The 25,645-nt window shown below is 62.1% G+C and carries 31 protein-coding genes and 1 tRNA gene; 15 read left to right on the plus strand and 17 right to left on the minus strand.

Annotated elements, in window-relative coordinates; genetic code table 11:
- Positions 1–27: 27 nt before the first annotated feature.
- Positions 28–1,947 (plus strand): DUF6600 domain-containing protein, encoded by a 1,920-nt coding sequence (locus tag ASD58_RS28250; RefSeq protein WP_057265506.1) that lies wholly within the window; start codon positions 28–30, stop codon positions 1,945–1,947.
- Between the two features lie 115 nt (positions 1,948–2,062).
- On the opposite strand, the gene ASD58_RS28255 is transcribed toward ASD58_RS28250, so the two are convergent.
- Positions 2,063–2,551: a phage regulatory CII family protein gene (locus ASD58_RS28255; protein ID WP_057265508.1), complete on the minus strand. Its 489-nt coding sequence runs from the start codon at positions 2,549–2,551 to the stop codon at positions 2,063–2,065.
- A gap of 95 nt (positions 2,552–2,646) precedes the next feature.
- Here ASD58_RS28255 and ASD58_RS28260 point away from each other — a divergent pair, with 95 nt between their 5' ends.
- Genes ASD58_RS28260 through ASD58_RS28270 form a run of 3 tightly spaced genes read left to right on the plus strand, consistent with a single transcriptional unit; the run spans position 2,647 to position 5,131 of the window.
- Positions 2,647–3,522: a hypothetical protein gene (locus tag ASD58_RS28260; RefSeq protein ID WP_057265510.1), complete on the plus strand. Its 876-nt coding sequence runs from the start codon at positions 2,647–2,649 to the stop codon at positions 3,520–3,522.
- A 3-nt stretch (positions 3,523–3,525) separates the two neighbouring features.
- Positions 3,526–4,317: a DUF2491 family protein gene (locus ASD58_RS28265; protein WP_057265512.1), complete on the plus strand. Its 792-nt coding sequence runs from the start codon at positions 3,526–3,528 to the stop codon at positions 4,315–4,317.
- Positions 4,318–4,363: 46 nt separating this feature from the next.
- Positions 4,364–5,131: a hypothetical protein gene (locus tag ASD58_RS28270; RefSeq protein WP_057265514.1), complete on the plus strand. Its 768-nt coding sequence runs from the start codon at positions 4,364–4,366 to the stop codon at positions 5,129–5,131.
- A 50-nt stretch (positions 5,132–5,181) separates the two neighbouring features.
- Here ASD58_RS28270 and ASD58_RS28275 read toward each other — a convergent pair whose 3' ends face one another.
- On the minus strand, positions 5,182–5,826 hold the full coding sequence (locus ASD58_RS28275) for a hypothetical protein (RefSeq protein ID WP_156401542.1): 645 nt from the start codon (positions 5,824–5,826) through the stop codon (positions 5,182–5,184).
- Positions 5,827–6,022: 196 nt separating this feature from the next.
- Here ASD58_RS28275 and ASD58_RS28280 point away from each other — a divergent pair, with 196 nt between their 5' ends.
- Positions 6,023–6,298, plus strand: coding sequence for a DUF493 family protein (locus tag ASD58_RS28280; RefSeq protein WP_057265844.1), 276 nt, complete (start codon positions 6,023–6,025; stop codon positions 6,296–6,298).
- On the opposite strand, the gene gcvA is transcribed toward ASD58_RS28280, so the two are convergent.
- Positions 6,282–7,175, minus strand: a complete 894-nt coding sequence (gcvA, locus tag ASD58_RS28285) for a transcriptional regulator GcvA (protein WP_057265518.1) — start codon at positions 7,173–7,175, stop codon at positions 6,282–6,284. The two genes, ASD58_RS28280 and gcvA, sit on opposite strands and share 17 nt — an antisense overlap.
- Before the next feature lie 104 nt (positions 7,176–7,279).
- Between gcvA and yfcF the strand changes: the two genes are divergently transcribed.
- The 4 genes from yfcF (at position 7,280) to ASD58_RS28305 (ending at position 10,442) form a co-directional block, all read left to right on the plus strand.
- Positions 7,280–7,909, plus strand: coding sequence for a glutathione transferase (gene yfcF / locus ASD58_RS28290; protein WP_057265520.1), 630 nt, complete (start codon positions 7,280–7,282; stop codon positions 7,907–7,909).
- A gap of 86 nt (positions 7,910–7,995) precedes the next feature.
- Positions 7,996–8,664 (plus strand): lipoyl(octanoyl) transferase LipB, encoded by a 669-nt coding sequence (gene lipB / locus ASD58_RS28295; protein ID WP_057265521.1) that lies wholly within the window; start codon positions 7,996–7,998, stop codon positions 8,662–8,664.
- Between the two features lie 12 nt (positions 8,665–8,676).
- Positions 8,677–9,633 (plus strand): lipoyl synthase, encoded by a 957-nt coding sequence (lipA, locus tag ASD58_RS28300; RefSeq protein ID WP_057265523.1) that lies wholly within the window; start codon positions 8,677–8,679, stop codon positions 9,631–9,633.
- 257 nt (positions 9,634–9,890) lie between these two features.
- Positions 9,891–10,442, plus strand: coding sequence for a YdeI family protein (locus ASD58_RS28305; RefSeq protein ID WP_057265526.1), 552 nt, complete (start codon positions 9,891–9,893; stop codon positions 10,440–10,442).
- Here ASD58_RS28305 and ASD58_RS28310 read toward each other — a convergent pair.
- Positions 10,439–11,296, minus strand: a complete 858-nt coding sequence (locus tag ASD58_RS28310) for a CHAD domain-containing protein (protein WP_057265528.1) — start codon at positions 11,294–11,296, stop codon at positions 10,439–10,441. The genes ASD58_RS28305 and ASD58_RS28310 overlap by 4 nt on opposite strands.
- A gap of 41 nt (positions 11,297–11,337) precedes the next feature.
- Here ASD58_RS28310 and ASD58_RS28315 point away from each other — a divergent pair, with 41 nt between their 5' ends.
- Positions 11,338–12,000, plus strand: coding sequence for a uracil-DNA glycosylase (locus tag ASD58_RS28315; protein WP_057265530.1), 663 nt, complete (start codon positions 11,338–11,340; stop codon positions 11,998–12,000).
- Here the strand turns inward: ASD58_RS28315 and ASD58_RS32590 are convergent.
- The 3 genes from ASD58_RS32590 to ASD58_RS28325 are packed head-to-tail and all read right to left on the minus strand — an operon-like array spanning position 11,987 to position 12,968.
- On the minus strand, positions 11,987–12,265 hold the full coding sequence (locus ASD58_RS32590) for an alpha/beta hydrolase (RefSeq protein WP_162253072.1): 279 nt from the start codon (positions 12,263–12,265) through the stop codon (positions 11,987–11,989). The genes ASD58_RS28315 and ASD58_RS32590 overlap by 14 nt on opposite strands.
- Positions 12,163–12,714: an alpha/beta hydrolase gene (locus tag ASD58_RS32595; RefSeq protein ID WP_057265532.1), complete on the minus strand. Its 552-nt coding sequence runs from the start codon at positions 12,712–12,714 to the stop codon at positions 12,163–12,165. The genes ASD58_RS32590 and ASD58_RS32595 overlap by 103 nt, the downstream gene beginning before the upstream one ends.
- On the minus strand, positions 12,711–12,968 hold the full coding sequence (locus ASD58_RS28325; RefSeq protein ID WP_057265534.1) for a hypothetical protein: 258 nt from the start codon (positions 12,966–12,968) through the stop codon (positions 12,711–12,713). The genes ASD58_RS32595 and ASD58_RS28325 overlap by 4 nt, the downstream gene beginning before the upstream one ends.
- Before the next feature lie 152 nt (positions 12,969–13,120).
- On the opposite strand from ASD58_RS28325, the gene ASD58_RS28330 reads away from it, so the two are divergent.
- On the plus strand, positions 13,121–13,537 hold the full coding sequence (locus tag ASD58_RS28330; RefSeq protein ID WP_057265537.1) for a PaaI family thioesterase: 417 nt from the start codon (positions 13,121–13,123) through the stop codon (positions 13,535–13,537).
- A 1-nt stretch (position 13,538) separates the two neighbouring features.
- Positions 13,539–14,801 carry a DUF3034 family protein gene (locus ASD58_RS28335; RefSeq protein ID WP_082565755.1) on the plus strand — a complete coding sequence of 421 codons (1,263 nt, stop codon included), beginning with the start codon at positions 13,539–13,541 and terminating at the stop codon, positions 14,799–14,801.
- A 4-nt stretch (positions 14,802–14,805) separates the two neighbouring features.
- Here ASD58_RS28335 and ASD58_RS28340 read toward each other — a convergent pair whose 3' ends face one another.
- Genes ASD58_RS28340 through ASD58_RS28360 form a run of 5 tightly spaced genes read right to left on the minus strand, consistent with a single transcriptional unit; the run spans position 14,806 to position 18,278 of the window.
- Complete coding sequence (locus ASD58_RS28340) at positions 14,806–15,318, minus strand: TlpA disulfide reductase family protein (RefSeq protein ID WP_057265538.1); 513 nt, start codon at positions 15,316–15,318, stop codon at positions 14,806–14,808.
- Positions 15,319–15,327: 9 nt separating this feature from the next.
- Complete coding sequence (locus ASD58_RS28345; RefSeq protein WP_057265540.1) at positions 15,328–15,957, minus strand: BON domain-containing protein; 630 nt, start codon at positions 15,955–15,957, stop codon at positions 15,328–15,330.
- A complete protein-coding gene (locus ASD58_RS28350; RefSeq protein ID WP_055939195.1) occupies positions 15,950–16,546 on the minus strand; it encodes a phosphoheptose isomerase in 597 nt (198 codons plus the stop codon). Before ASD58_RS28350 ends, ASD58_RS28345 begins: the two co-directional genes overlap by 8 nt.
- Before the next feature lie 58 nt (positions 16,547–16,604).
- Positions 16,605–16,961, minus strand: a complete 357-nt coding sequence (locus ASD58_RS28355; RefSeq protein ID WP_057265542.1) for a YraN family protein — start codon at positions 16,959–16,961, stop codon at positions 16,605–16,607.
- A 9-nt stretch (positions 16,962–16,970) separates the two neighbouring features.
- A complete protein-coding gene (locus ASD58_RS28360) occupies positions 16,971–18,278 on the minus strand; it encodes a penicillin-binding protein activator (RefSeq protein ID WP_229210135.1) in 1,308 nt (435 codons plus the stop codon).
- A gap of 10 nt (positions 18,279–18,288) precedes the next feature.
- On the opposite strand from ASD58_RS28360, the gene rsmI reads away from it, so the two are divergent.
- Complete coding sequence (rsmI, locus tag ASD58_RS28365; protein ID WP_057265544.1) at positions 18,289–19,188, plus strand: 16S rRNA (cytidine(1402)-2'-O)-methyltransferase; 900 nt, start codon at positions 18,289–18,291, stop codon at positions 19,186–19,188.
- A 24-nt stretch (positions 19,189–19,212) separates the two neighbouring features.
- Here the strand turns inward: rsmI and ASD58_RS28370 are convergent, their stop codons facing one another.
- Positions 19,213–19,722 carry a hypothetical protein gene (locus tag ASD58_RS28370; protein ID WP_057265546.1) on the minus strand — a complete coding sequence of 170 codons (510 nt, stop codon included), beginning with the start codon at positions 19,720–19,722 and terminating at the stop codon, positions 19,213–19,215.
- Positions 19,723–19,840: 118 nt separating this feature from the next.
- Between ASD58_RS28370 and ASD58_RS28375 the strand changes: the two genes are divergently transcribed.
- A tRNA-Pro gene (locus ASD58_RS28375) sits at positions 19,841–19,917 on the plus strand.
- A gap of 63 nt (positions 19,918–19,980) precedes the next feature.
- Positions 19,981–20,682 carry a CPCC family cysteine-rich protein gene (locus ASD58_RS28380; RefSeq protein ID WP_057265548.1) on the plus strand — a complete coding sequence of 234 codons (702 nt, stop codon included), beginning with the start codon at positions 19,981–19,983 and terminating at the stop codon, positions 20,680–20,682.
- Here the strand turns inward: ASD58_RS28380 and ASD58_RS28385 are convergent, their stop codons facing one another.
- The 4 genes from ASD58_RS28385 to bioB are packed head-to-tail and all read right to left on the minus strand — an operon-like array spanning position 20,683 to position 25,638.
- A complete protein-coding gene (locus ASD58_RS28385; RefSeq protein WP_057265550.1) occupies positions 20,683–21,591 on the minus strand; it encodes a hydroxymethylglutaryl-CoA lyase in 909 nt (302 codons plus the stop codon).
- Between the two features lies 1 nt (position 21,592).
- Positions 21,593–22,525, minus strand: coding sequence for a glyoxylate/hydroxypyruvate reductase A (locus ASD58_RS28390; protein WP_057265552.1), 933 nt, complete (start codon positions 22,523–22,525; stop codon positions 21,593–21,595).
- A gap of 11 nt (positions 22,526–22,536) precedes the next feature.
- Positions 22,537–24,567 carry an acetyl/propionyl/methylcrotonyl-CoA carboxylase subunit alpha gene (locus tag ASD58_RS28395; RefSeq protein ID WP_057265554.1) on the minus strand — a complete coding sequence of 677 codons (2,031 nt, stop codon included), beginning with the start codon at positions 24,565–24,567 and terminating at the stop codon, positions 22,537–22,539.
- Between the two features lie 30 nt (positions 24,568–24,597).
- Positions 24,598–25,638: a biotin synthase BioB gene (gene bioB, locus ASD58_RS28400; protein WP_057265555.1), complete on the minus strand. Its 1,041-nt coding sequence runs from the start codon at positions 25,636–25,638 to the stop codon at positions 24,598–24,600.
- Positions 25,639–25,645: the final 7 nt, after the last annotated feature.

Here is a 25,645-nt window from a genome sequence, read left to right on the forward strand (position 1 = left end):
CGCAGACGTTCCCTTGGAGAGATAGAAATGAGCCGCAAGATTAAGCAGTTCCTGATGTTGGCAGCCCTGGTTGCAGTCACCTCGGTCGCCTTGGCCGATCCCCCCGCCCGGGTGGGGCGAGTCACCGTCACCGAAGGCAGGGTGACCATGCTCGTCAACGGCGAAGAAGAATCCGGCAACCTGATGAACTGGCCGGTCACCAGCGAAAACCACCTGACAACCGCCTCCGGGGCCCGCGCGGAATTCCGCGTCGGCTCCGCAGCCATTCGCCTGGATGGCGATACCGATATCGAGGTGCAGGAGCTGGATGACGACCGCCTGGTGCTGCGCCTGAATTACGGCTCCGCTGCCGTGCGCGTCCGCGATCCCGGCATGCTTAACGAATTCGAATTCCTCACCCCGCAAGCGCGCGTCACGTTGACCGAACCAGGTTCTTTCCGCGTCGACACCGAACGCGCGCCCGACACCAGCGTGGTCAATGTCTTCGCCGGCAACATCCGTGTCGAAGGCGCCGGCACCATGCTGACAGCCCGCGCCGGCAAGCGCGTGGAAGTGCGCGGTGACGACATCTTCACCGCGCTGGCACGGCGTGACGATTTCGACAACTGGGTCTCCGGCCGCGACCGCCGCGATGAAGGCATGGTCGCCTCGCGCTATGTGCCGGCCGACATGACCGGCTACGAAGACCTGGATAATTACGGCAACTGGGTCGAAGACCGCGAATACGGCACAGTCTGGTTCCCGCGCGCCGTGCCGGTCGGCTGGGCACCTTACCGCGACGGCCGCTGGGTCTGGATCTCGCCTTGGGGCTGGACCTGGGTCGATAATTCGCCATGGGGCTATGCCCCGTTCCACTACGGCCGCTGGGTCGTGGTGAGCGGCCGCTGGTGCTGGACGCCAGGCCGTGTGGTTGGCCGCCCGGTGTGGTCGCCAGCGCTGGTGGGCTGGGTCGGGGGCAACAATTGGAGCGTGAGCTTCGGCTCTGGCCGCTCGAGCCCTGCGGTTGGCTGGTATCCACTGAACCCGCGCGACCCGTATGTGCCGGCCTACCGCATGTCGGCGGATTTCGAACGCCGCCTGGCCTGGAATCACCGCACCAACGATCGCTGGCGTGAGCGTTACCAGGACCGCGACCACGACGGCCGCCGCGATGGCGTGACCGCCCTGCCGAGCGACCAATTCGGCCGGGGCCGCCATATTCCGGTAACGAACGGAGCACGTGTCACGCCGCAAGATGTGCGCAATGTGCCGATCATGACTGCGCCGCCAGTGCTGGCCTCCAGCCTGCAGCGTCCTCAGCGCCAGGATCCGCTGCCGAACCGTGAAGAGCGCTTCAACCGCGACCGCGACGACCGCTTCAACCGCGACCGTGGCCAGGATCGCCGCGCCGAGCGCCAGGAGCAGCAACGCCAGCCGCTGCTGCAGACCCAGCCGCAAGTACAACAGCCGCAGCAGGTAACGGCGCAACCGCAGCCGCAGCCGCGCCAGAACTGGACCCGTACCGACAATGACGACCGCGATAACTGGCGTGGCCGCAATTCGCGCGAGGAGCCGCGCCGTTCCGGCATCATCACGGCGCCTCAGCAACAGTCCCAGTTCCAGGTCGCGCCGCCGCAAGTGCAGCAGCAGCCACAACCGCAGCCGCAGCCGCAACCTCAGCCTCAGCCTCAGCCGGTGGAACAGCCACGCCACGGGCGCTTTTTTGGCGGGGGCGAGCGTGAAGACCGCGGCCGCCGCGAAGCGCCGCAGATGCAGGTGTCCCCGGCCCGCCCGGCGCAGATGTCGCCACCGGCACAGCAGGCCCAGCCACAACCGCAGCCCCAGCCGCAAGTGCAGGCGCAGCAGCCCCAGCCCCAGCCGCAACAGCACCAGCAGCAACAGCAACAGCGCCGAGACTCGCGCGAGCGTGCTCAGGAGCGCCAGGACAACGACGGCAACCGCCGCTAAGTCATGAAGCGGTAGCGAAAGCGGGATAGGCTGCGCGCCTTGTCCCGACTATTCGCCCGCATGTGGATGAAAAATCTTCAGCCAGCCGGGCCGCAGGGCCTAGGCTGGCTTTTTTTCACCTGCTGATCTTGGCGCGCTGGCGAATGCGCTCGCGCCACTCGCCCAGCGCCGACAGCGCGCCATGGAATTCGCGCTCGATCAGGTCAGCTTCCGCCTCCGTTACCTTGCCATCGAGCAGGGCCTCCGACACCGCCTCCGCCACCGCGCCCACCTGGGCCATCACCTTGCAGACAGTCTGCGACAGGTCGTCATTGCTCACGTCATCGGGGATCGGCACCATGAAGGCCGCCATGCCATGGCGCGTCAGCAGCGCATGCAGCGGCAGCATGGCCTCATGCACACCGGCCTTGTGACACAGGTCGACGATAGTCGAAACCTCCTCGAACGAGGGGTAATGCGAGGCGATGGTCGGCGCCAGCTTATTACGCAGCACATTGGCCGAAATGCCCATTTGCTGGGCAAGTGCCTCGATACCGCCGGGGAAAGTACGCGCCACCTTATACAGCGCGTCGTGCTGGTTCATGTCCAGGTATTTCTTAGTCATGGTGAAGCTGGCCTTTTTTTACCGATGCAGTCGGATTGTTTGAAAGATATGCTGATTTTCATCGAAAGTTTAACTACCTGACAACGGTGAAATTCATGTTAAAGCGCACTCGCTTCGCGGCCATCATGGCAATCGTGGTGGCAATTGTAGTCGCCAACACGGCCGATGCCCGTCCGGGCAGCTCGTACCGCAGCGGTTTTTCCTCGGGCCGGAGCACGGTGTCGCGCAGCGTCAGCACGCCGAAACAGCCAAGTTTCGGCACCTTCGGCCAGCGCCAGTCGCCGCCACCGGCTGCAGCGCGCACGCCACAACGCGACTCTGCGATGTCGCGCGACCTCGACCGCCGCGCGGCACAGGACCAGGCGATGCGTACTTACGACACGCGGCGCGCCGCCACAAGCGGCCAGGCAGCAACTGGCAGTTCCGGCACCACGCCTCCGCTGCCCCCGCTCGACCCGGTGGTTCCCGGCGGCCGAAGTGGCGGTAGCGGCGGCTACAACAGCGGTGCTTATGCACAGCATGGCGCCCCAAATAGCGGCTCGACCAGTGCGCCAGCCCCGGTAATCGTCCGTGACAGCAGCAACGGCTGGCTGTGGGGCATTGGCGGTTTCATGCTGGGCCGCGCCGCAAGCGGCCACGCCGCTCCCGCCCCGGCTCCGGCACCCCAGCCAATGCCGCCGGCGCAGCCTGCCGACGTCAGCGGCAACACCGGCGCCATGGCAGATGCGGCTGGTGCCAGCGACATCGCCACCTCGGCTGGGGCCTCAGGCGCGGTAGTAGAGCAGGCACGCCAGCCCCAGGTGCAAGCCCCGGCCGCCAAGCCGGCCGCGCACGAATCGAGCACCCTGGCCAAGCTGGCAGTAGCCCTGCTGGTTGGCGGCCTGGTCTGGCTGGCCTGGAAAGCCTTCCGCCTGATGGCTGGAGCACAGGACGTGAAAAAGAACGCTAACTACTCGTTTGAAAGGAACTAAGGAATGGGCTGGAAAGACGCCATCGAATACCTGCGCAGCGGCGCCAAGCGCCGCGGTGTCGAAAGCGACGCGCCGCAGTCGGAAGACCGTGGCCTGCCGCTGGAAGCCAGGATTGGCAGCGTGGTCGACCTGCAAGCCTCGCCACTGCTGCGCGCCAACGCCAATGGCTCCCTGGTCGCGCTGCCGGAAGCGGAAGACAGCCGGATCCTCGCCATCTCCCAGTTCAAGCTGTCGATGGCCGGCCGCCTGTACCGCTATTACCTGGCCAAGGGCGACGAGGACGAGCGCGAGAAGTTCCTCCAGCTCTACGTGGATGAGCATGGCGAAGTGAAGGAAATCCTGTATTGCACACAACTGGTGCGCTTCATCCCCACCAGCGTGGAAGACCAGGACGCTTTTACCGGTGCCGATGGTTGCGGCCTGGGCGACTTGCAGTTCAGCCTGTGGCGCAGCCAGTTGGAGGAAAGCGGCGCCGACAGCGCAGTACTGGCTACCGCCTTCGGCGAACAGGAAGCGCTGGACTTCGAACGTGATGTGGGCGACCCGAATGCCGGTTTCGTCCCGCCTTTCACGGGTACGGAAACCCGCATCGACGAAGCCAGCGGCATGCAGGGCTTGAAGCAAGAGCTGTACTTCATGCCCTACGCCCGTCAGTTGGGCGACGGCAGCAAGGAATATCTGCTGATCACGACGGAGATTGTCCAAAGCGTGAACGGCGATGCAAGGAAACGCGGAATTCACGTCGACTTCGTAGTGGGAATTCCGGTGGAGCAGGAACGGCTGGTCATCCAATAACGACCGCCGCATTGGTGAATTGAACTTAACTGAAAGGATGCAAAAAATGAGCAACTCGAATGGCTGGGCCCTGACTGCACGACTGATTTCCAAGCACTTTGGCGCCCTGGGCGACCGCGTGTCGGAAGCGATCGCCAGTTTTGACCCGGAAACGGCGACCGAGGCCGACCGCGACCGCCTGGCCGACACTCTGCGCAGCGCCGCCCAAAAGCTGGCCCAGGCCCGCGCCGCCTTCAACAAGGAGCGCGACGACGTGGTCCGCCTGCGCAAGCTGATCGAAACCGACGAAAAGGCCACCGGCACCCTGGCCGAACGCCTGGCCGCCGGCCAGATTTCGGAAGCGACGATCAACCTGTTCTGCGACGAGCTGGAAGCCAATAAGGGCCGCCTGCCGCAGGAAATCCAGGAGGAAGCCGACGCCCAGGCTTACATGGAAGAGCTGCAAAAGATTGTCGACGCGCTGTCGCAGCAACTGGCCGACTTCGACGCCGCCGCCAAGAAAGCGATGCAAGCCCTGTCCCAGGCCAAGGCCCAACGCGAACTGCAGCAAGTACGGGCAGACCGTCAGAGCCAGCTTGCCAGCCTGTCCGGCATGCGCGGCAACACCAATGCGCTGAATGCGCTGACCAAGCGTGCCCAGCAGATCAGCAACGAAGCCGAAGGCATGAAGATCGTCTCCGACATCGGCCAGCGCCCATACGACCAGGCTGCCGAAATCGACGCAATCCGCAAATCCGTCACTAACCCGGTGAACGGCAGCGAGTCGGCCCTGGAACGCCTGCAACGCCTTTCCGGTAACGTCGCGGCTGCGTAAGGCAATTGCATAGCAACCACACTAGCGCGGCGTTCAACCCTCGCTAGTGTTCAGCTTTTGGGGCGGAACTTGTCTTGGCTGAAGCCGCTGACATCGAACTCGAATACCGGGTTGCCGTTTTGATAGACCTCCGGAGAAATGCGAACTATCTTCGCTTTCTTCATACTGTTGAGAAATTGATCGTAGTTGCTGATAAAAAGCGTTTTAGAACTGTGATCGGATGGGCCATTTGCCGAATATTTTGTCGGCTTTCCATTGTCGAAGCGGACGAGGACAGAGCAGGCCTGGTATGAGCGGCACAGGAGTTGGCCGCGTTCAATGGAAAAGATCATGTCCTTTCCATATTTAGGGTCTATCCGAAGATCCAATGTAGCGTGCTGCTCGCCCCGATAAGGAGAGTCAAAATTGACGGTATTAGTGCTTTTGACCGAGGCAAAGTAAGTGGTCCCGCCACTCATTTTGTCTTCGGATGCCGTGTAATCCCATTGTTTGCCTGAATTGTCCTCGCCAGCTTTCGCATCGGAACCCGCAGCGGGTTTCTGAGTTGAACCAGCTGCATGCGCTTTAAGATTCTGGTTTTCCGCTTCTAGTTCAGCAATCTTCTTTTTGGCAGCCTCTAATTCATAGCTGCTGCCGTTGCAACCGGCCATCAGCGCACCTGAGATCATTAAAGCAAATGGGACAACGAATTTCATAGTTGGCGATTAGTAAGGGAAATTAGTAAAAAATTATTGTTGCCAAGTATTTCGTCTTTTTCGCCTGCTGTCCAGCCCGAAGCAGCGGGCTTGAAAATCAGCAAGAAGGACCCACTTAGCTATCGATGTAAAATGGAACCCGGCGCACTCGCACCGCGCCGGGTCTTTTTTTTGTTACACGATTGGAAAAATCATGATGAAACCCATCCCGCCTGAAGAGTCCCTCATTGAGTACCCGAGCGACTTCCCGATCAAGGTGATGGGCGCCACCCACGACGCCTTCGCCCCCACGATCATTGAGGTAGTGGTCGAGCACGACCCGACTTTCCACGAAGGGAAGCTGGAGTCGCGTCCATCCGCGAAGGGCAATTACACCAGCCTGACCTGCACCGTGCGCGCTACCAGCCGCGAGCAGCTGGACAATATCTATCGCGCCTTGTCCGGCCACCCAATGGTCAAGATGGTGTTGTAAGGAGCTGGCTGCGGGCGATTTCTGCCTTCAGCCACTCACGGAAGGCCCGCACCTGCGGTTTCCGCAAGGCGCCGGGCGGACTGACCAGGTAGTAATCGTCCGGGCAAGGCGAGGCGATATCGAATAGCCGCAGCAACTGGCCCGACGCAATCTCCTGCATCGCCACCACATGGCGCACCAGCGCCACCCCGTCGCCATCGACGGCGGAGCGTATCAGCATCGACAAATCCTCGAACATCACGCCGCCGGAAGGCTCCGGCAAGTCCAGCCCGGCTGCCCGGAACCAGGGCGCCCAAGGTTCATTCGATCGCAGCAAAGTCGCCTTCCCCAGGTCCTGGGGACAAGCAGGAAGTTGTCCACCGCGATAGTGAGGACTCGCTACCGGATAGTAAATCTCGCCGATCAATCGCTCCACATCGAGCCCGGGATACTTGCCTCGGCCGAAGCGGATGCCGACATCGATTCCCTCCCGCACCAGGTCCTGCAAAGCCCCGCTGGCCTGCAAGATCACCTCGATGGTCGGATGCTGCTCGATGAATTGCCCCAACCGCGGCGCCAGCCAGCGCGCTGCAAACGAAGGAATCGCCGTCACGCTCAGGCGCTGCACGCCATCCGGCGGCCGCAGCTCGGCTGCGCCGTCCGCCAATTCCGCCAGGCAGCGCGCCACCGTCGCAGCATAGCGCCGCGCCTCCGGCGTCGCCGTCACCTGCTTTCCGTTGCGGACGAACAGCTGCACACCCAGTTCTTCCTCCAGCCCGCGCACCTGGTGGCTGATCGCACCATGCGTCAGGCACAGCTCCGCAGCTGCGCGCGAGAAGTTCTCGTGGCGCACCGCCGCCTCAAAGGCGCGCAGGGCAGACAAATTCGGCAAACGCATATCGTTGTGAGAAAAACTAACCAGGCAATTGAAAATATATCGTTTTGGCAAGCATGAAGCAAGGCATACCATGTGAATAAACCTAACCAAGCCGGAGCCCCGCCATGAGCCTCAAACTGTATGTGGACAGTCAATTCACCAGCCCTTACGCCATTTCAGCCTTCGTCGCGCTGCGCGAAAAAGGCCTCGATTTCGAACTCGAGACTGTGGACCTGGAAGCCGGCAAGAACAAGGAACTGTCCTATACCGGCAAGGCACTGACCGGTCGCGTGCCCTGCCTGGTACACAATGACTTCATGCTGACGGAGTCGAGCGCCATCACCGAATACCTGGACGAGATGTTTCCAGCCCCGGAACACCGAGCGCTTTACCCGGTGCTGCCCCAGAAACGCGCAGTCGCCCGCCAGATCCAGGCCTGGGTGCGCAGCGACCTGGGCGCACTGAGGGAAGAGCGCAGCACCTACACGGTGTTCTACCGCCGCGCCGAACAGCCGCTGTCCCCCGCCGCCCAAGCGGCGGCGGATAAGCTGGTGCACCTGGCGGAACGCGTGATCGACGGCCCCTACCTGTTCGGCCGCTGGTGCATCGCCGATACCGACCTGGCCATCATGCTGAGCCGCCTGGTGATGAACGGTGACCCGGTGCCGCAAAAGCTTAAGGATTACGTCGCGCACCAATGGCAGCGGGAGTCTTTGCAAGATTGGCTAAAGAACATCAACCTGATGCCAGCTTAAGGAAATCGGCATAAAACTGCTCAGTCATTAAGCAGTGAAAGGGCGAGGCCGGTATAATGGCGGGGCTTTTCCCGACCTGTAGCCCTATGCCTATCCAGCCGGCGGTGATCCGCCATCTCGGCCAAGCCGAATACGAGCCAACTTTCGCAGCGATGCGCGCCTTCACCGACGCGCGCCAGGAAGATACGCCCGACGAACTGTGGATCGTCGAGCACCCGCCCGTCTATACGCTGGGCCTGGGCGCCGACCGCGGCCACTTGCTGGCCGGAGCAACCTCGATTCCCACGGTGCAGACCGACCGCGGCGGCGAGGTGACTTTCCACGGTCCCGGCCAGGTCGTGATCTACCTGATGATGGACCTGCGCCGCAACAAGAAAGGCGGCAAGCTGTACGCCCGCCAGTTCGTCAACAAGATCGAAGAAGCGATCATCAATGTGCTGGCCGCGTATAATCTCGCCGGTGAGCGCATCGAAGGTGCGCCCGGCATCTACATCGCCAATGGCCCGAAAAAAGGCGCCAAGATCGCCGCCCTCGGCTTGAAGGTGCGCGGCAATGGCTGCACCTACCACGGCGTATCGCTGAACGTGGGCATGGACCTGGCCCCCTTCACCTGGATCAATCCCTGCGGTTACGCAGGCCTGGAAACCATCGACATGCGTTCGATGGGCGTGGATGTCCCGCTGGCCGATGTCCAGCAGGCCCTGGCTAATGAGCTGGTCAACCAGCTGCAGGTGGCCGAACCTGAATTAACTTGAAAGCAAGCAGCTATGACTTACAACCCAAGCGACAAGCAAAAAGGCGCCGACAAGACCTCCCGCATCCCGATCAAGATCATCCCGATCGAACAGGCAGAACGCCTGAAGAAGCCGGAGTGGATCCGCGTGAAAGCAGCATCGCATTCTTCCCGCTTCTACGAGATCAAGGACATCCTGCGCGAGAACAAGCTGGTGACCGTGTGCGAAGAAGCGAGCTGCCCGAACATCGGCGAATGCTTCGGCAAGGGTACTGCTACCTTCATGATCATGGGTGACAAGTGCACCCGTCGCTGCCCGTTCTGCGACGTGGGCCACGGCCGTCCTGACCCGCTGGACACCCAGGAGCCGATCAACCTGGCCAACACCATCGCCAAGCTGCGCCTGTCCTACGTGGTGATCACCTCCGTGGACCGAGACGACCTGCGCGACGGCGGTGCCGGCCACTTCGTCGAGTGCATCACCAAGACCAAGGAACTGTCGCCCAAGACCCAGATTGAAGTGCTGGTGCCCGATTTCCGCGGCCGCCTGGAAAAGGCGCTGGATATCTTCGCCGACGGCCTGCCGGACGTGATGAACCATAACCTGGAAACCGTGCCACGCCTGTACAAGGAAGCCCGCCCAGGCGCCGACTACCAGCACTCGCTGACCCTGCTGAAAGACTTCAAGGCACGCTACCCGCACGTCAAGACCAAGTCCGGCCTGATGGTCGGCCTGGGCGAGACCGACGAAGAAATCCTGGAAGTGATGCGCGACATGCGTGCCCACGACATCGACATGCTGACCATCGGCCAGTACCTGGCGCCGTCCAACAGCCACCTGCCGGTGCGCCGTTACGTGCACCCGGACGTGTTCAAGATGTTTGAGGAAAAAGCCTACGAAATGGGCTTCGCCCACGCCGCGGTTGGCGCCATGGTGCGTTCTTCGTACCACGCCGACGTGCAGGCGCATAACGTCCTCGAGCAGGCGTAATCCTGCCACCCGAACGTGTTCAGCAGCATTCGACGCTGAACACGTTTTGTCCCGCCTTCTCGCCTTTCTTCCCTTTCACAGTTCAACTCCCAATGCCGTCATTGAGGCGCTTTGGAAGTACGACTCATTCAGCATTCCGTAATGCAGGTCGATTGTCCAGACTTGAGCCGTCTGCAGTATTGAGCGGCGTCACGACTTGTTGGGGCGAGCTCCACGAAACTGAAGTAGTATTGTCGCCAACTAAAACGGAGGCGGAGATGGCTGAGCACAAGTGGCACGAAGAGTTTGCGGCACTGAAGAAGATCGTTCTCTCCGCGCATTTGACCGAGGAGACGAAATGGGGCTGCGCGTGCTTTACCTATAATGACCAGAACGTGGTCCTGATCCATGGTTTCAAGGAATACTGCGCGCTCTTGTTCTTCAAGGGTTCCATCATGCACGACCCGGAAAACATCCTGGTGCAGCAGACCGCCAACGTGCAAGCCGGGCGTCAGTTGCGCTTCACAGGTCTCGCAGAAATCAAGAAGCAGGCGAAGGTCATCAAAGACTATGTCGAAGAAGCGATCCGCGTCGAAAAGTCCGGCGCTAAGGTTGAATTCAAGGATACCAACGACTTCCCGATGGCTGACGAGTTCCTGCAAAAGCTCGACGAGCATCCCGCCCTGGCGGAAGCCTTCTATGCCCTGACCCCGGGCCGCCAGCGTGGCTACCTGCTGCACTTTTCCTCCGCCAAGCAGTCCAAGACCCGCGAGTCGCGCGTCGAGAAATGCATGCCGCAGATCCTGGCCGGCAAGGGTCTCGACGACTAAAGCTTGTGGCGGGCGAAGCGAAAGGCCTTGGGCAGCTCCTGGTCCAGGCGCTCGGCCAGTAAGCCTTCCATGAACGACAGCTCGGCCGCGTGGGCAGGCAAGTGATCCTGCAGGGTGCGCAGCAAATCGCGTGCAATGCGACTGTCATTCAGCTTGCCCAGCTTTTCCTGCGCCTCGGACAATAGCTGCAAGCGCCTGCCCACGCCAAAGAACTCGCGCATGTAGCGCTCTTTTTTCACTGCGATGCGCAGCCGGTGCAAGCCGCCCGGTTGCGCGGCATCGAGTTGGCGGACCCGCTTCGCAACCCGTTCGCGCGCCTGGCGTACCAAGGACCGCGACACTTTGCGCGCATCCTTATCCCAAGGCTGTATGCGTGCCGGATCGCGCCACAGCCGTTCGCCGCTCCACAGCGCCAACTCATCCAGCAACGCCTTGCAGCGCGGGCCTTGCAGCAAATGCTGGATGTGGATGTGCTGCTTCGCCGCCAGCTCGCGTGCCATCGCTTCAACTGGTTGCGAGGAGCCGCCCAGGCCGGGCAATGTCGAACCAAGGAAGACATCCCAGTTGCGTGCCCGGCCCAGCTCCACGCCGAACCAGCGCAACTTGCCGGCTGTGCCTTCGGGCATGGGATCCCATGCCCGCGCCGCCGACAGCAGTGCGCGCAAGCGGCGCACGCTCACGCGCATCTGGTGCAGGCTCTCGATATCTCCTGCCAGCACGCCAGGCAGATTGCCGCGGAACTGCGCCAGGCAATTCTGTGCGACGGCCTCAAATGCCTCCCCAAACCGTGCAGCGCGCCGGATGTCGACCGGCGCCGCAGCCACCGAGTGGGCAAACAGGGTTGGAGTGCTCATTGGGCCAGTATAGGCCTCTCACAGGATGATAAGATTTCCATATGACAGTCCGAATCGAACCAAGCTGGAAAGCCCAACTGGAACACGAATTCGCGCAACCTTACTGGGAAGCGCTCACCGGCTTCGTCCGCGCCGAATACGCCGAACGCCAGTGTTTTCCTGCCGGCCGCAATATCTTCCGCGCTTTCGACCTGACGCCGTTCGACGATGTGAAAGTCGTAATCCTGGGCCAGGACCCGTACCACACGCCCGGCGCCGCGATGGGCTTCTGCTTCTCTGTTCCCGACGGCAATCGCCCGCAACCGAGCTTGCAGAACATCTTCCAGGAGCTGCAATCCGACCTTGGCATTGCGCGCCAGCGCACCGACCTGTCCGACTGGGCCGGCCAGGGCGTGTTCCTGTTGAACAGCGTGTTGACCGTGCGCGCCCGGGAAGCCGGCTCGCATGCCGGCAAGGGCTGGGAAAACTTCACCGACAGCGCCATCAAGCGCCTGTCGGCCGGCCGCGAGGGCCTGGTCTTTATCCTGTGGGGCAGCTACGCCATCGCCAAGCGCGCGCTGATCGACCCGCGCAAGCATATGGTCATCACCTCGCCGCACCCGTCGCCATTCTCGGCGCACAAAGGCTTCTTCGGCAGCCGCCCGTTCTCGCGCGCCAATGCCTTCCTGGCGCAGCAGGGCAAGGCGCCGATTAATTGGGCTTGAGCGCGTCGAGCAAGGCCTGCGCGACGATGGCCTGCTGCGCTCCACGGCTCACGCTTGGATCGCCATCCAGCAACTGGTGCCCGTAGTGGCCAAACTGCGAATGGTTTCCACCCTTGATTTCTACCCAGCGAGTGTGTGGCGGCAGCAGAGGCCTATTGCGCATCACGTCGCCCAGGCGCGCCACGCCATCGTGGGTAGCGAACACCTTGGTAACGGGAATGCGCAGGCCGGAGAGATCCTGCTGCTTGGGATGGGTCGTGCCCACCAATACCAGCGCGCCGCCGGCAAATTGGGCGCATCATGCACCAGCCTTGCCGCCAGGGCGCCACCGAGCGAGTGACCTGCTACGACCCAGCGCCGAATGTCACCGTGGGCCGCCATGGCGCGGCGCACGCGCTGCAGTGCTTCGTCCTTATTGCTGTCGAGTGGCGCAAAGCGCAGCGGCAGCTTGATGATGACGACTGGGAAGCCGGCATCTGCCACCGGGTGCAACATCGGCACATAAGCTTCCGCCGCGACGCCGGAGCCGCAGATAAACACCAGCCCTGAATGCACGCCCTGCGCGTGGGCCGGGAGGAACAGGTTTTCGTCAGCGTCGACGCTGCCAGCCAGCAGCGCCGGGCCGACGCCTCGTGTCCGATAAGAGTTGGCCAGCCAGCCCGTTGAAACCAGGGCCCAGGCCAGGAACAGCCAACGGACTGTCCTGCGCTTCAATGCGTGGTGCGCTTGCCGTAGCAGAGGGTGTAGAGCTGGGTGCGCAGGTCGCTGAATTCTTCATCGAGCTGAAGATCGCTGATGGAGCCGGCGCCGCCGAAATAATGCAGGATCTCGCCCTTGGCAGCCGAGCAATCGAAGGCGCTCAAGGTGCGTGCGCGGTGCAGCAGGCGAGCCCAATCATCCTGGTGGCCTTGCGCCAGCTTCACTTCCATGCGCTGCACGATGGCAGACAGTTGCTCTCGTTCATTCATAGGTCATTCTCCGTAAGTTAATCGGTTGAATCCACCTTTTGAGCTTCTGGTCTTGCCTGCAGACCGGGCCCTTGTGGGGCAGGTCGCGCATGCGTAAGCATACCCTGTTTCGCGCTGTTATGATTCTTCATCTGTAAACGGAGACTAGCCAGATGAAATTCGACCTCGAAAAACTCAACCAGCTCACCTACAACAACCTGACTGGCCACCTCGGCGTGCGCGTTACCGGTGCCTCCGAAGGCGAATTGCAGGCCGAAATCGACATCGTCCAGCATCACCTGGCCCCGAATGGCTACCTGCACGCCGGCACGGTCGTCACCCTGGCCGATACTGCCTGCGGCTTCGGCTGCATCGCCAACCTGCCGGAAGGCGCCCAGAATTTCACCACGATTGAGTTGAAGTCGAACCACCTCGGCACCGCGCGTGAAGGCACGATCGCCGTCTCCGCCCGCATGGTGCATGGCGGCCGTACTACGCAAGTGTGGGACGCAACCGTCACCAACAAGGCGACCGGCAAAGCCATCGCCCTGTTCCGCTGCACGCAGATGATCCTCTATCCAAAGGGCTGATATGCGAAAACTCCTTGGTGCTGGCTTGCTGGTGGCCGCCTCGGCGGCGCTAGCGCAGGACGGCAGCCTCTATCGCGGGCTTGGCGGAGATGCGGGGATCAAACGTATCGTCGACACAATGTTCGACATCGTGCTGGCCGATGAACGCATCAAGGAGACTTTCGACGGCTTCGACATCCCGCAAACCAAGGCGCGGCTGGCCGAGCAGTTCTGCGAATTGTCCGGCGGCCCGTGCAAATTCACGGGTCAGGGCAAGAACCGTGATATGAAGACAGCGCATGAAGATTTGAAGCTCAACAACAAGCATTTCAACGCGCTGACGGAAGACCTGCAAATTGCGATGGAACGCAACAACATTCCAACCAGCGTGTCGAACCGCCTGGTCGCCAAGCTGGCTCCCATGCAGCGCGATATCGTGACCGCCGGCGGCGGTGCGCCGGAAGCGAAACCGGATCACGGAAAATTCATCGCAACCGGCGGCGTCAGCTCGGTGGAAGGCAGCGCCGGCGGCGGCATCGTGCCATGGGCGCTGATTACCGGCTACGGCACACGCGATAGCTGGGGCGCCAGCGCTTTCGCCACACACGTTTCCACCCAGGACTACAAGCTGCTCAGTTATGGCGCAGCCGTCGGCATTGGCGACCGCGTCGAAGTCTCGCTCGCCCGCCAGGATTTCGAAGGCAACCTGGCCCCGCTTGACCAACTGCGCATCAAGCAGGACATCGTCGGCGTCAAGCTGCGACTGGCCGGAGATGCGGTCTACGAACAGGATAGCTGGAAGCCGCAGATCGCGATCGGCGTGCAGTACAAGAAGAACAAGGGTATCGGCGGATTGGGCGCACTCGGCGTTACCAGCGTCAAGCAGCTCGGCGCAAGATCCGAGCGCGGCACCGACTTCTACATCACAGCGACCAAGATTCTGTTCGAACAAAGCCTGCTGGTGAACGCCACCCTGCGCAGCACGCGCGCCAACCAGATGGGAATACTGGGGTTTGGCGGCGACAAGGAAAGCAGCCGCAAGCTCTTGCCCGAGCTGTCGTTCGGCTACCTGCTGACGCGCAAGCTGGCGCTTGGCGCGGAATACCGCCGCAAACCGCACAATCTCAGCGTGGATAACGAGAAAGCCTACAAGGACATCTTCCTTGCATGGCTGCCGAACCGCCAGGTCTCGCTGACGGCAGCGTATGCCGACTTGGGAACGATTACGGTCTTCAACCCGAAGACCCAGCGCGGCGCTTACGTGTCCGCGCAAGTGGCTTTCTGAGCGATCAGCCTTTCAGCGCTTTTTCGAGCAGCGCGTGGAGGGCTGGGAATTCCGGCTTGCCCACGTAGCGCTTGATGATGTTGCCGTCCTTGTCGATGACGAAGGTGGTCGGGGTCATGGAGACGTCGCCATAGGCTTTGGCCGCATCGCCGCTCACGTCAAGCGCCACTTTGAAAGGCAACTGGCGGGTTTCGGTGAAGTTGACCACGTAGTTGGGCGCATCGTATTTCATCGCCACGGCGACGAATTCCAGGCCCTGACCCTTGTACTTATTGTACGTTTCGACCATTTCCGGCATCTCGGCCACGCAGGTGGTGCACGAGGTGGCCCAGAAATTGACCATCACCACCTTGCCTTTCAGGCTATCCGGTGTGATTTTTTCCCCTTTGATGCCGAGGAAGGTGACCGCAGGCGCGGACTGATGCTTGTTCAGCGACTGGTAAGTCGTGAAGCCGATGCCGGCGATGACGGCAAGCGCAATCGCCGGTTTAATCCACGCCCTGGAGCCTGTACCCATGATACTTCTTTAGCCCTGCGAAGCCTGCTGCGACGGCTGGTATTGCTTCACGTCGTCATCGGTGATGTATTCGAATACCTTAACGACCTTGGACACACCGGACACGCCGCGCGCGATATCGGCCGCCTGCGCGCCTTCACGCTGGGTCACGCGGCCCATCAGGAACACGGCACCCTTTTCGGTCACGACCTTGAAGGAGTTGGCCGAAATATCCTTGGCGTCGGCCAGGCTCAGTTTGACCTTGGAGGTGATCAGCGCATCGTTGGAACGCGAGGTGTAGCTGGAGGAGAAGCCCACTTCCAGCTCATTGGTCACGTTCAGCACGCCGTCGATGGCGCGCACTTCACGTTCCACCTTGGCCTTGGTTTCGTCGTCTGGCACTTCACCGGTCAGCAGCACGCGGCGGTTAAAGCTGTTCACGTTGACGTGGGAGCTCTTGCCGGCGATGTTAGGAATCTTGACCTCGGCCTTCACAACGATCGACTTGTCCTCGGTTTGAGCGCCAAGGGTGCGGCGATCCGACGCTGCCAGGGTGCCTGCAACCGCGCCGCCGACCAGGATCGGCGCGCAAGCGGACAGGGTGGTGCTCGCCAGGACCGCGGCCATCACGGCCAGCGAAAGTGGACGGGCTTTATTCATTTACATCTCCTCCGAACAGGGCGACGTCGATGCCGTCGCAAATGCAATGGATGGTCACCAGGTGGACTTCCTGGATACGGGCGGTACGGTCTGCCGGCACGCAGATATGCACGTCGGCGTCGGTCAGCATCTTGCCGATTGCGCCGCCGCCTTTGCCGGTCAGTGCCACTACGCGCATCTCGCGTTCCAGCGCCGCTTCGATTGCAGCCATCACGTTGGCCGAATTGCCCGAAGTCGAAATCGCCAGCAGGATGTCGCCAGCCTGGCCGAACGCCTGCACCTGCTTGGAGAAAATCTCGCGGTAGCTGTAGTCGTTGGCCACAGCAGTCAGGATCGAGGTGTCGGTTGCCAGCGAAATGGCTGGCAGCGGGAAGCGTTCACGCTCAAAGCGGCCAACCAGCTCCGCTGCAAAGTGCTGGGCGTCAGCCGCCGAGCCGCCATTGCCGCAGGCCAGGATCTTGTTGCCGTTCGAGAGGGCAGAGAACATCAGGTCCACAGCCTGCGCGATAGGCTGCGCCAGGACGGTTGCGGACTGGATCTTGATTTCGGCACTTTCGTGAAAGTGCGAGAGGATGCGTTGATTGGTCATAGTGTGCGTAATTATAGTGCAGTGGCTTGGCGGGTCTCACAAGCGCTGTTAAAAATGCTTACATTTGATCAATGATAGCGTTGCGCAGCCAGTTTATGTGCTCGCCATCAATTGCCACCACGTCAATACGGCATGGTGGCATTTTGGCAAAGCGGAGCAGGTAAAACTGGGCGGCACGCACGATGCGGCGCTGCTTGGCGGGGGAAATACTGGCGGCGGCGCCGCCAAACCGGGGATTACTGCGCTCCCGGACCTCGACGAACACCAGGTGCTCGCCATCGCGCATGACCAGGTCCAGCTCCCCCGTCTTGCACAGGAAATTGCGTTCGACCAGCTTGAGCCCCTGCTGCTGCAGGTAGGCCAGTGCGCGGTCTTCGCCGCCCCGGCCGATCTCCTGGAGTTCGGTGCGGGGCATGCGATTTCCTTACTGGGCGACCGGTACCGGCACGCCGTTGCGGTATTCGGCCGGCACCTCGATCCGCTCGAACCAGGACGGTCCGTTGCCGAAATCGATGGTCAATTGGCCGGTCACGCCATCGAGCTGGAAGCGGCGCTGCGGCTGGATGGCGATTTCGCGGGCAATGCGGAAGGCATCGATGCCAAGCGCATAAACCCTTTCCATATCGGCGCTGATGCGCGCTTCATCGCGGGGAATCGGCTGCGGGTAGGTCATCACCGCCGGATGGTCGCGCTGCACCAGCCATGGCAGGTCGAGCAGGCGTACACCGTCCAGCTCGGGGCCGGCGCGGTACATGCTGCGGCCGGGATTCAGGGAAGAAGTGCCATACAGCGGAATATCGCCCAGCGGTGGCGCTGACAGCGCGATTTTGAGCTGGCGTACCTGGTCCGGGTCCAGCGCGGCGAACAGCACGCCGGCCGGCTCGTTTTGCAGGCGCGTGCGCAGGGCCACCAGTTCCGAATCCTGCAGGTAGCCGTTGAGCGGGTTCAGGTCAACGTTGCGAGGGTGCAGGCCCAGGCGCTGCAATTGCGTCGACATGGCGCCAGCAATGCGCTTCTGCCACGACGAGTTGCCCGAAATGACCAGCGCCCTGGCCGAAGGATTCTCACGCGCGCCCCAATCGGCCACCTGGCGTGCTTCGTCTTCGATCGACAGGCCGATCACCAGCAACTGCGGCGGGACCTGGGGATCGCCGCGCAGCTCGGGGTGGTTGAGCGCGATGGTCGGCTTTTCCACCAGCGGGCTGGCCGCAATGGCCGTGACGGCGGAACGGGCCAGCGGGCCGACCACCATATCGTTCTTTTCCTGCGCAGTGACGTAGGCCGACAGCACGTCCTGCGGCGAGTCGCCGGTTTCCACTACATTGACTTCAAAGCCATGGCTGTCGCGTTCCATTGCCGCCATGAAGCCGGCACGCAAGGCGTCTGCAGCGCGGCCCAGCGCCTCCGAACGCAGCGGCAGCAGCAGCGCGATGCGGTAAGCCCGCTTGCCGTCAGCATTTTCCGCAGGCTGAGGGATGACCTGCATGATGCCTGGCGGGCGTGCCGCATCTTCCGGCGACGGCACTGAGAAGGTTTCGACCACGACTTCCGGTTCAGGCGGCGGCGCGGGAGGTTTCGGCCGCGGCGCCTTGGCAACAGCCGGCGGCGCACTTGTCACCGAAGTGATTGGCGCGCACAATCCCCCGGGCGCGTCGCACGGTGTGCTACAAGCGCTGGCCAACATGGCCGTGGCAACGCCGAGTATCAGTTTTTTGATATTTTTAAACAGCATGCTTCCCCCAATGACAGCACAAGATTCCAGCCCTCTCGCCAGTTTACCAATCCTCGGCGAGACCGCCCATCAGAATTATCCTACGGCAACTTTATACGTGGTGGCCACGCCAATTGGCAACGTTACTGACATCAGCCTGCGTGCCCTGCACGTGTTGTCCCTGGTCGATGCGGTCGCCTGTGAAGATACGCGCAACACAGCGCAGCTCATGAACCGCTTCGGCCTGCACAAGCCTTTGATTGCAGCCCATATGCACAATGAGCGTGAAGCAGCGCAAGGCTTGATCATCCGCCTGCAGGCTGGTGAACGCATCGCCCTGGTGTCGGATGCCGGCACGCCTGCTGTTTCCGACCCGGGCGCCCGGATCGTGGACGCGGTACGGGCAGCCGGCTTGCGCGTGATCCCCCTACCGGGTGCGTCGGCCGCCGTGACCGCGCTGTCGGCCAGTGGCCTGGTAAACGACCAATTCCATTTTGTTGGATTTTTGCCATCAAAAGCCAAACAGCGCGAGGCAGTACTACAAGGATTAGCGGCCGCGCCAGCCACCCTGGTGTTCTACGAAGCCCCGCACCGTATTGTCGAGTGCGCCCAGGCGTTGGCCGACGCCTTCGGGGCCGAACGCCAGGTCGTATTCGCCCGCGAGGTGACCAAGCTGTTCGAGCAGATCCACCGCTGCCCGCTGGGCGCAGCCGTGGCCTGGCTGAAATCCGATGCCAATCATGAAAAAGGCGAATTCGTGGTGCTGGTGGAAGGCGCCCCGCCAGCCGACGAAGGCCAGGATGCCGACACAGACCGCATCCTGCAAATCCTGCTGGCCGAGTTGCCGGTAAAACAAGCAGCCACCCTTGCCGCCCAGATCACCGGCAAGAAAAAGAACGCCCTCTACGACCGCGCACTCGAGCTGAAATAAATGGGGTACGTCCCCATTTATTTCTTACCATTTGCAGCCGCTGTCTTTCTTGTCCATCATCAGGTAAAGCGGGGCCAGCAGGCCGCCGGGGATGCCGTCCTTGCAGTTGGGGCGGGCGGCGTTCTGGATCTGGCGGGCCAGCTTTTCCTCACGGGTTTCGCGCAGCTTGGGTGGGGCTGTGTCCAGCTCGCCGGCTATGTCGCGGGCGGCGACTTTCGCCGCTTCACGGTCGAAATGTGGTGCCGGCCCAGGCTCGGCCGGACGCAGGATCAAGGTCGATTCCCGCGCCGGCGGGGCTGACAACTCCGATTCCTCTTTAGATGCGTTCTTGTGCGGTTCTGCGCGACGCGGCGGGCGGCGTGGTTCGGCGACCGCAACTCGCTCCGGCTTGCGCTCAACGTCGGGCGCAGGCTCCGGCGGCGGGGGCGGCGCCACAATCCTGACTTCCACTGTCGTCAACCAGGTGCGCGCATCGGGCGCATGGCGCGGCTCGGGCAGGCGCACGAACACCACCACCGCCACGTGCAGTAGCAAAGAAATAACGATCCCGACCGCTATCCGCCATCTCGGCGTTCGATAAGGCATCAAAATTCTCCAATTTTTAAATTGGGGGTTGACGATCCCTGACCCAGCTTGTATTATCTTGCTTCTTCGGAGTGTAGCGCAGCCCGGTAGCGCATCTGCTTTGGGAGCAGAGGGTCCAAGGTTCGAATCCTTGTACTCCGACCAAGTTTCAGAAAAAAGACCTGCATTCGTGCAGGTCTTTTTTTTTTCTGCGTTAGGATCAGCGCCATGTACACCTGCCCTTGCTGCGGATATGCCACCTTCGCCGGCGCCCCCGGCTCCCTCGCAACGTGCCCTGTCTGCGAGTGGCACGACGACCTGCCGCAACTCTACTCCCCCTTCCTTGCCAGCGGCGCAAACGTGCATAACCTGGCGGAGGCGCAAGTCCGTTACGTGCAATTCGGTGGCGCGCCAGCTGGCGCTGAACACGTGCGGGACCCGCACTGGTTCCCGCTGTGGCAGCAAAAAGCCGATATTCCGGACGGCTCGCCGCAAGACAACGCTACTACATACGATTTGTACTATTGGCTCCGTACCCCACGCGCCTCCGTGCCCGAGCAGCCGGTCGGCCTGCGCCGCGTGCGCAATCGGATCATCGAATACCTGGAACTGGCCAGCTCCTTCGACGCACAGCGGCAACTGCAAGCGTCCGCACCAGCGATGTCGGCGGCGGACGAAGTATTGAATCAATGGGAAGACTGGGTAACGCCGGACTGGAAGCAGCATTTCACCGAACCAGTCTTTTCCGCGGAAGAACGCAACGGCATCGCCCAGTTTGCGCGCGTGTGGCGTGAGATCGCCGACGGTGCGCCGCATCCCTTGCCACGGCTTGAAACGCTGTTCGCGACGCCCAACTGGCAATCGCTGCAACGTGCAGCGGCCACGCTGCTGGCAGTTTTCCTGCTGCGCGGCCGCTCGGACGAAAACTGATCAGCCGGCGCGTTTGGCGGCAATCGCATTGCCCGCGCGGCTGGCGGCTTTGCGGCCCAGGAAGTTGGAGATAAACTGGCCAGCGTCGACTACCTTGTCCAGGTCCACGCCAGTCTCGATGCCCAGGCCATTCATCATGTAGATCACGTCTTCCGTGGCGACGTTGCCGGTAGCGCCTTTTGCGTAAGGGCAGCCGCCCAGGCCCGACACGGAGGAATGGAAGATCTCAATCCCCAGCTCCATCGAGGCGTAGATATTCGCCAGCGCCTGGCCATAAGTATCGTGGAAGTGGCCCGCCAGCGAATTGGCCCGGAATTCCTGGATCGCGCGTTCCATCACCGCCTGCGTCTTGCGCGGAGTCGATACGCCGATAGTGTCGGCAATATCGATTTCGTCGCAGCCCAGGTCGCGCATGCGGCCAACCACATAGGCTACGGAATCCAGCGGTACTTCGCCCTGGTACGGACAGCCAAAGGCCGTGCTGACCGAGGCGCGCAGGCGCAGGCCTGCGTCCTTGGCGGCTTTCGCAACGGGCACAAAGCGTTCAATCGATTCCGCGATCGAGCAGTTGATGTTCTTCTGCGAGAATGCCTCCGATGCCGCGCCGAAGATCACCACTTCATTGGCGCCAGCCGCCAGCGCGGCTTCAAAGCCCTGCATATTCGGCGTCAGCGCGGAATAGATCACGCCCGGCTTGCGCGTAATGCCAGCCATGACTTCTTTCGACGTGGCCATCTGCGGTACCCATTTCGGCGATACGAACGACGCCGCCTCGATATTCGGGAAGCCCGCTTCCGTCAGGCGGTTCACCAGTTCGATCTTCACATCGGCCGGCACGTCGCCTTTTTCATTCTGCAGGCCGTCGCGCGGGCCCACTTCAACAATCTTGACCTTCTTTGGCAAACTCATTTCAGTATCCCTTTGTGCGATTGATTACATCGGCGACTTCTTCGCCGCGTGCATGTTGGCGCATCTTGCCAACCATCTGCCCCACGCTTTCGCGGCGCAGCGTCAGTGCGGAAATATGCGGCGTGATCGTAATGCGCGGTTCCTGCCAGAACGGATGCTGCGCCGGCAGCGGTTCGCTGCGGAACACGTCCAGCGTCGCACCCGCAATGTGGCCGGCTTTAATCAGCGGCAGCAGGTCCGGCTCGGATATATGCGCACCGCGCCCGACGTTGACGATGTAAGAACCCTGCGGCATCTTCATCATGTTGGTGCGGTTGAGGATGTGGACCGTTTCCTCGGTCAAGGGCAGCATGCACACAACCACGCGCGACGAGCCGAGGAAGCCATCCAGCCCCTCCGACCCATGGAAGGACTCCACGCCAGTCAGCGACTTCGGCGAACGGCTCCACGCGCGCAGCGGAAAGCCGAAAGGCTTGAGCGCTTCGATCACATGCGACCCTAAAGCGCCCACACCCATCACGCCGATGGGAAAATCGGCCTTGTCGCGTGCTTCAAGCTGCAGCCAGGCGCCAGCGCGCGCTTGCGCCTCGTATTCGTCGAGTCGACGGAAATAACGCAGCACGGAATGCGTGACGTATTCCGCCATCTGAATGCCCATGCCTGCGTCGTTCAGGCGCACGATGGGGATATGCGGCGGAATCGCATGCGAGTACTTCATGATCGCATCGGCCCCGGCGCCGGTCAGGAAAATCGCCTTCACGCGTGCCAGGTCGGCCAGCATTGCCTGCGGCGGAGTCCACAGCACGGCGTAATCGCAAGGCGGCAGGTCGGCGCCTTCACGCCACACCACCACTTCCGCCTCCGGCATGAAGTCGGCGAAATCCTTGATCCAGGGCGCGGTATTGCCATCCGCGCGATACAGCAGGATGCGCATTCCGCTTCTCCTTAAGCGGCGGTCTTGAACGCCAGCAGCGGCGCGCCATCGGCCACCTGGTCGCCCACGGCGTACAGGATCTCTTCGACCACGCCGTCATGCGGCGCGGATATGGTGTGCTCCATCTTCATCGCTTCCATGATGACCAGCGCGTCGCCCTTCTTCACTTCCTTGCCCTTCTCGGCCAGCACGGCGACAACCTTGCCCGGCATCGGTGCGGTCAGGCGGCCGCCTTCCGCTTCGGACTCGCCGGCATGCGCCATCGGGTCGTTATAGTCCAGCACATAGTGGCCGCCGCCGGTGAAGACGTGGAACACGTCGCCGTCGCGGCGCACGGTGCCATGCACCGAAGTCTCGCCCAGCTTGATGCTCAGGTCGACGCCGTCCTGCTTGAACAGCGACAGGTCGACTTCCAGGCCCTTGATCTCGAACTGCCAGCCGTGCGGCAGGTAGGTCAGCATCGGCGCGTACTGCTTGCCATGCTCGTCGCTGAAGGACAGCTTGCGCGCATAGTTGAAGTTCATGCGCCAGCCCAGGGCCTGGCCCCATGGATCACCTTTGTTGGCGCCGGATTGGGCGGCCGACTTGTCCTTCTCTTCTTCGATCAGCGACACCGCGGCCAGCGCCACGGCGGCGACAGGGATCGAACGCGCCGGCGGGAACAGCGCATCGTGGTTGCGCTCAATCAAGCCTGTATCCAGGTCGGCGTTGGCGAAGGCATCGCCTTCCACCAGGCGCTTCAGGAAGGCGATATTGGTCGCCAGGCCGACGATCTGGTATTGCGACAGCGCTTGCGCCATGCGGGCCAGCGCCTGTTTGCGGTCTGCGCCCCAGACGATCAGCTTGGCGATCATCGGGTCGTAGAACGGGGAAATTGCATCGTTTTCGCGCACGCCGGAATCGATACGCACCGCAGCCGGATGGCCAGGCACGCCGCCCAATTCGAAGTTGGCGGCGCTTGGGGTTTCCAGGTGGCGCAGGGTACCGATCGACGGCAGGAAGCCCTTCTCCGGATTCTCGGCGTAGATACGCGCTTCGATCGAGTGGCCGTTAATGGCCAACTCTTCCTGCTTCCTCGGCAGGGTTTCGCCGGCGGCGACGCGGATCTGCCATTCCACCAGGTCGGTACCGGTGATCATTTCGGTCACCGGGTGCTCAACCTGCAGGCGGGTGTTCATCTCCATGAAGTAGAAGCTGCCGTCCTGGTTGGCGATGAATTCGACCGTACCAGCACCGACGTAGCCCACGGCGCGTGCCGCAGCAACGGCGGCTTCGCCCATGGCAGCGCGGCGCTCAGCGCTCATGCCTGGCGCCGGCGCTTCTTCCAGAACTTTCTGGTGGCGGCGCTGCACGGAGCAGTCACGCTCGAACAGGTAGATGCAGTTGCCGTGCGTGTCGGCGAACACCTGGATCTCGATGTGGCGCGGGCGCTGCAGGTATTTCTCCGCCAGTACCTTGTCGTCGCCGAAGGAGCTGATCGCTTCGCGTTTGCAGGATGCCAGCGCATCCTTGAACGCCTCGGACGATTCGACCACGCGCATGCCCTTGCCGCCGCCGCCGGCCGAAGCCTTCAGCAGCACAGGGTAGCCGATACGGTCGGCCTGTTCCTGCAGGAAGCCTGCATCCTGATTGTCACCGTGGTAGCCCGGCACCAGCGGCACGTTGGCCTTCTCCATCAGCTGCTTCGCAGCCGATTTCGAACCCATGGCGCGCATGGCGGAAGCTGGCGGGCCAATGAAGGCCAGGCCTACTTCGGCGCAGGCATCGGCGAACTCCGCGTTCTCGGACAGGAAGCCATAGCCTGGGTGGATCGCTTCCGCACCGGTGGCCAGCGCCACGGCGATCAGCTTGTCGCCGCACAGGTAGGATTCCTTGGCAGCGGCCGGGCCGATGTTCACCGCTTCGTCGCACACGGCAACGTGCTTGGCATTCGCGTCCGCGTCCGAATACACGGCCACGGTCTTGATGCCCAGGCGGCGTGCGGTTGCAGCGACGCGGCAAGCGATCTCGCCACGGTTGGCAATCAGGATTTTCTTGAACATGTCTCTCTCTACTCTTTTTTGGATTTTTTCTTAGCAGCCGCAGGCTTCTTTTTGCACGGAGTCCAGCACGGCGCCGCGGGTAGGCAGACCCAGTTTCGCCAGCAGTGCGCGGTCGTCGTTGGCTTCCGGGTTATCGGTGGTCAGCAGCTTGTCACCGTAGAAGATCGAGTTGGCGCCAGCCATGAAGCACATGGCTTGCACGGCTTCGCCCAGTTCGCGACGGCCAGCCGACAGGCGCACGCGCGCTTTCGGCATGGTGATGCGGGCGATGGCGATGGTGCGCACGAATTCCAGCGGGTCCAGCTTGTCCAGGCCGTGCAGCGGGGTGCCTTCCACTTGTACCAGGTGGTTGACCGGTACCGACTCAGGGTATGGGTTCAGGTTCGCCAACTGGGCGATCAGGCCGGCGCGCTGTTCACGCGTCTCGCCCATGCCCACGATGCCGCCGCAGCAGACTTTCAGGCCGGCGTTGCGCACGTGGCCCAGGGTGTCCAGGCGGTCCTGGTACTGGCGGGTGGAGATCACGTTGTCGTAGAAGTCCGGCGAAGTGTCCAGGTTGTGGTTGTAGTAGTCCAGGCCCGCATCCTTCAGGCGCTGCGCCTGATCGGCTTCCAGCATGCCCAGGGTGGCGCAGGTTTCCAGGCCCATGGCCTTCACTTCACGCACCATGGTTTCGACTTTTTCCATGTCGCGCTCTTTCGGGCTGCGCCATGCTGCGCCCATGCAGAAACGGGTGGCGCCGTTGTCTTTCGCCTGTTTTGCGGCGTCCAGCACGGTGTCCAGGTCCAGGATCTTCTTCGCTTCCACGCCAGTGTCGTAGCGCGCGGCTTGCGGGCAGTAGCCGCAATCTTCCTCGCAGCCGCCGGTCTTGATCGAAAGCAGGGTCGCCAGTTCGACGTCGCCGTCCGGCCAGTGGGCGCGGTGCGCTTCCTGTGCGCGGAACATCAAATCGTTAAATGGCAGCTCGTACAGGGCCATCACGTCTTCCAGGGGCCAGGTGGCGGCTTCCGGCAGCTTGATGGCGGCGGTTGGACGGTGCAGTTGGACGGCTTTAGGTTCTTGCAGGGACATGTTCTTC

The organism is Duganella sp. Root1480D1 (genome assembly GCF_001427305.1).
Lineage (GTDB): Bacteria > Pseudomonadota > Gammaproteobacteria > Burkholderiales > Burkholderiaceae_D > Rugamonas.

Bases quoted from the DNA above. Each gene is read 5' to 3' on its own strand.
- ASD58_RS28280 (WP_057265844.1), top strand. From the start codon at position 6,023: ATGAAACCCATCCCGCCTGAAGAGTCCCTCATTGAGTACCCGAGCGAC.
- ASD58_RS28270 (WP_057265514.1), top strand. From the start codon at position 4,364: ATGAGCAACTCGAATGGCTGGGCCCTGACTGCACGACTGATTTCCAAG.
- lipA (WP_057265523.1), top strand. From the start codon at position 8,677: ATGACTTACAACCCAAGCGACAAGCAAAAAGGCGCCGACAAGACCTCC.
- ASD58_RS28350 (WP_055939195.1), bottom strand. From the start codon at position 16,546: ATGACCAATCAACGCATCCTCTCGCACTTTCACGAAAGTGCCGAAATC.
- ASD58_RS28275 (WP_156401542.1), bottom strand. From the start codon at position 5,826: ATGAAATTCGTTGTCCCATTTGCTTTAATGATCTCAGGTGCGCTGATG.
- ASD58_RS28325 (WP_057265534.1), bottom strand. From the start codon at position 12,968: ATGAATGAACGAGAGCAACTGTCTGCCATCGTGCAGCGCATGGAAGTG.
- ASD58_RS28330 (WP_057265537.1), top strand. From the start codon at position 13,121: ATGAAATTCGACCTCGAAAAACTCAACCAGCTCACCTACAACAACCTG.
- ASD58_RS28310 (WP_057265528.1), bottom strand. From the start codon at position 11,296: ATGAGCACTCCAACCCTGTTTGCCCACTCGGTGGCTGCGGCGCCGGTC.
- ASD58_RS28305 (WP_057265526.1), top strand. From the start codon at position 9,891: ATGGCTGAGCACAAGTGGCACGAAGAGTTTGCGGCACTGAAGAAGATC.
- ASD58_RS28385 (WP_057265550.1), bottom strand. From the start codon at position 21,591: ATGAGTTTGCCAAAGAAGGTCAAGATTGTTGAAGTGGGCCCGCGCGAC.
- gcvA (WP_057265518.1), bottom strand. From the start codon at position 7,175: ATGCGTTTGCCGAATTTGTCTGCCCTGCGCGCCTTTGAGGCGGCGGTG.
- yfcF (WP_057265520.1), top strand. From the start codon at position 7,280: ATGAGCCTCAAACTGTATGTGGACAGTCAATTCACCAGCCCTTACGCC.
- ASD58_RS28390 (WP_057265552.1), bottom strand. From the start codon at position 22,525: ATGCGCATCCTGCTGTATCGCGCGGATGGCAATACCGCGCCCTGGATC.
- bioB (WP_057265555.1), bottom strand. From the start codon at position 25,638: ATGTCCCTGCAAGAACCTAAAGCCGTCCAACTGCACCGTCCAACCGCC.
- ASD58_RS28340 (WP_057265538.1), bottom strand. From the start codon at position 15,318: ATGGGTACAGGCTCCAGGGCGTGGATTAAACCGGCGATTGCGCTTGCC.
- ASD58_RS28335 (WP_082565755.1), top strand. From the start codon at position 13,539: ATGCGAAAACTCCTTGGTGCTGGCTTGCTGGTGGCCGCCTCGGCGGCG.
- ASD58_RS28355 (WP_057265542.1), bottom strand. From the start codon at position 16,961: ATGCCCCGCACCGAACTCCAGGAGATCGGCCGGGGCGGCGAAGACCGC.
- ASD58_RS28395 (WP_057265554.1), bottom strand. From the start codon at position 24,567: ATGTTCAAGAAAATCCTGATTGCCAACCGTGGCGAGATCGCTTGCCGC.
- ASD58_RS28265 (WP_057265512.1), top strand. From the start codon at position 3,526: ATGGGCTGGAAAGACGCCATCGAATACCTGCGCAGCGGCGCCAAGCGC.
- ASD58_RS28255 (WP_057265508.1), bottom strand. From the start codon at position 2,551: ATGACTAAGAAATACCTGGACATGAACCAGCACGACGCGCTGTATAAG.
- ASD58_RS28380 (WP_057265548.1), top strand. From the start codon at position 19,981: ATGTACACCTGCCCTTGCTGCGGATATGCCACCTTCGCCGGCGCCCCC.
- lipB (WP_057265521.1), top strand. From the start codon at position 7,996: ATGCCTATCCAGCCGGCGGTGATCCGCCATCTCGGCCAAGCCGAATAC.
- rsmI (WP_057265544.1), top strand. From the start codon at position 18,289: ATGACAGCACAAGATTCCAGCCCTCTCGCCAGTTTACCAATCCTCGGC.
- ASD58_RS28360 (WP_229210135.1), bottom strand. From the start codon at position 18,278: ATGCTGTTTAAAAATATCAAAAAACTGATACTCGGCGTTGCCACGGCC.
- ASD58_RS28345 (WP_057265540.1), bottom strand. From the start codon at position 15,957: ATGAATAAAGCCCGTCCACTTTCGCTGGCCGTGATGGCCGCGGTCCTG.
- ASD58_RS28260 (WP_057265510.1), top strand. From the start codon at position 2,647: ATGTTAAAGCGCACTCGCTTCGCGGCCATCATGGCAATCGTGGTGGCA.
- ASD58_RS28250 (WP_057265506.1), top strand. From the start codon at position 28: ATGAGCCGCAAGATTAAGCAGTTCCTGATGTTGGCAGCCCTGGTTGCA.
- ASD58_RS28315 (WP_057265530.1), top strand. From the start codon at position 11,338: ATGACAGTCCGAATCGAACCAAGCTGGAAAGCCCAACTGGAACACGAA.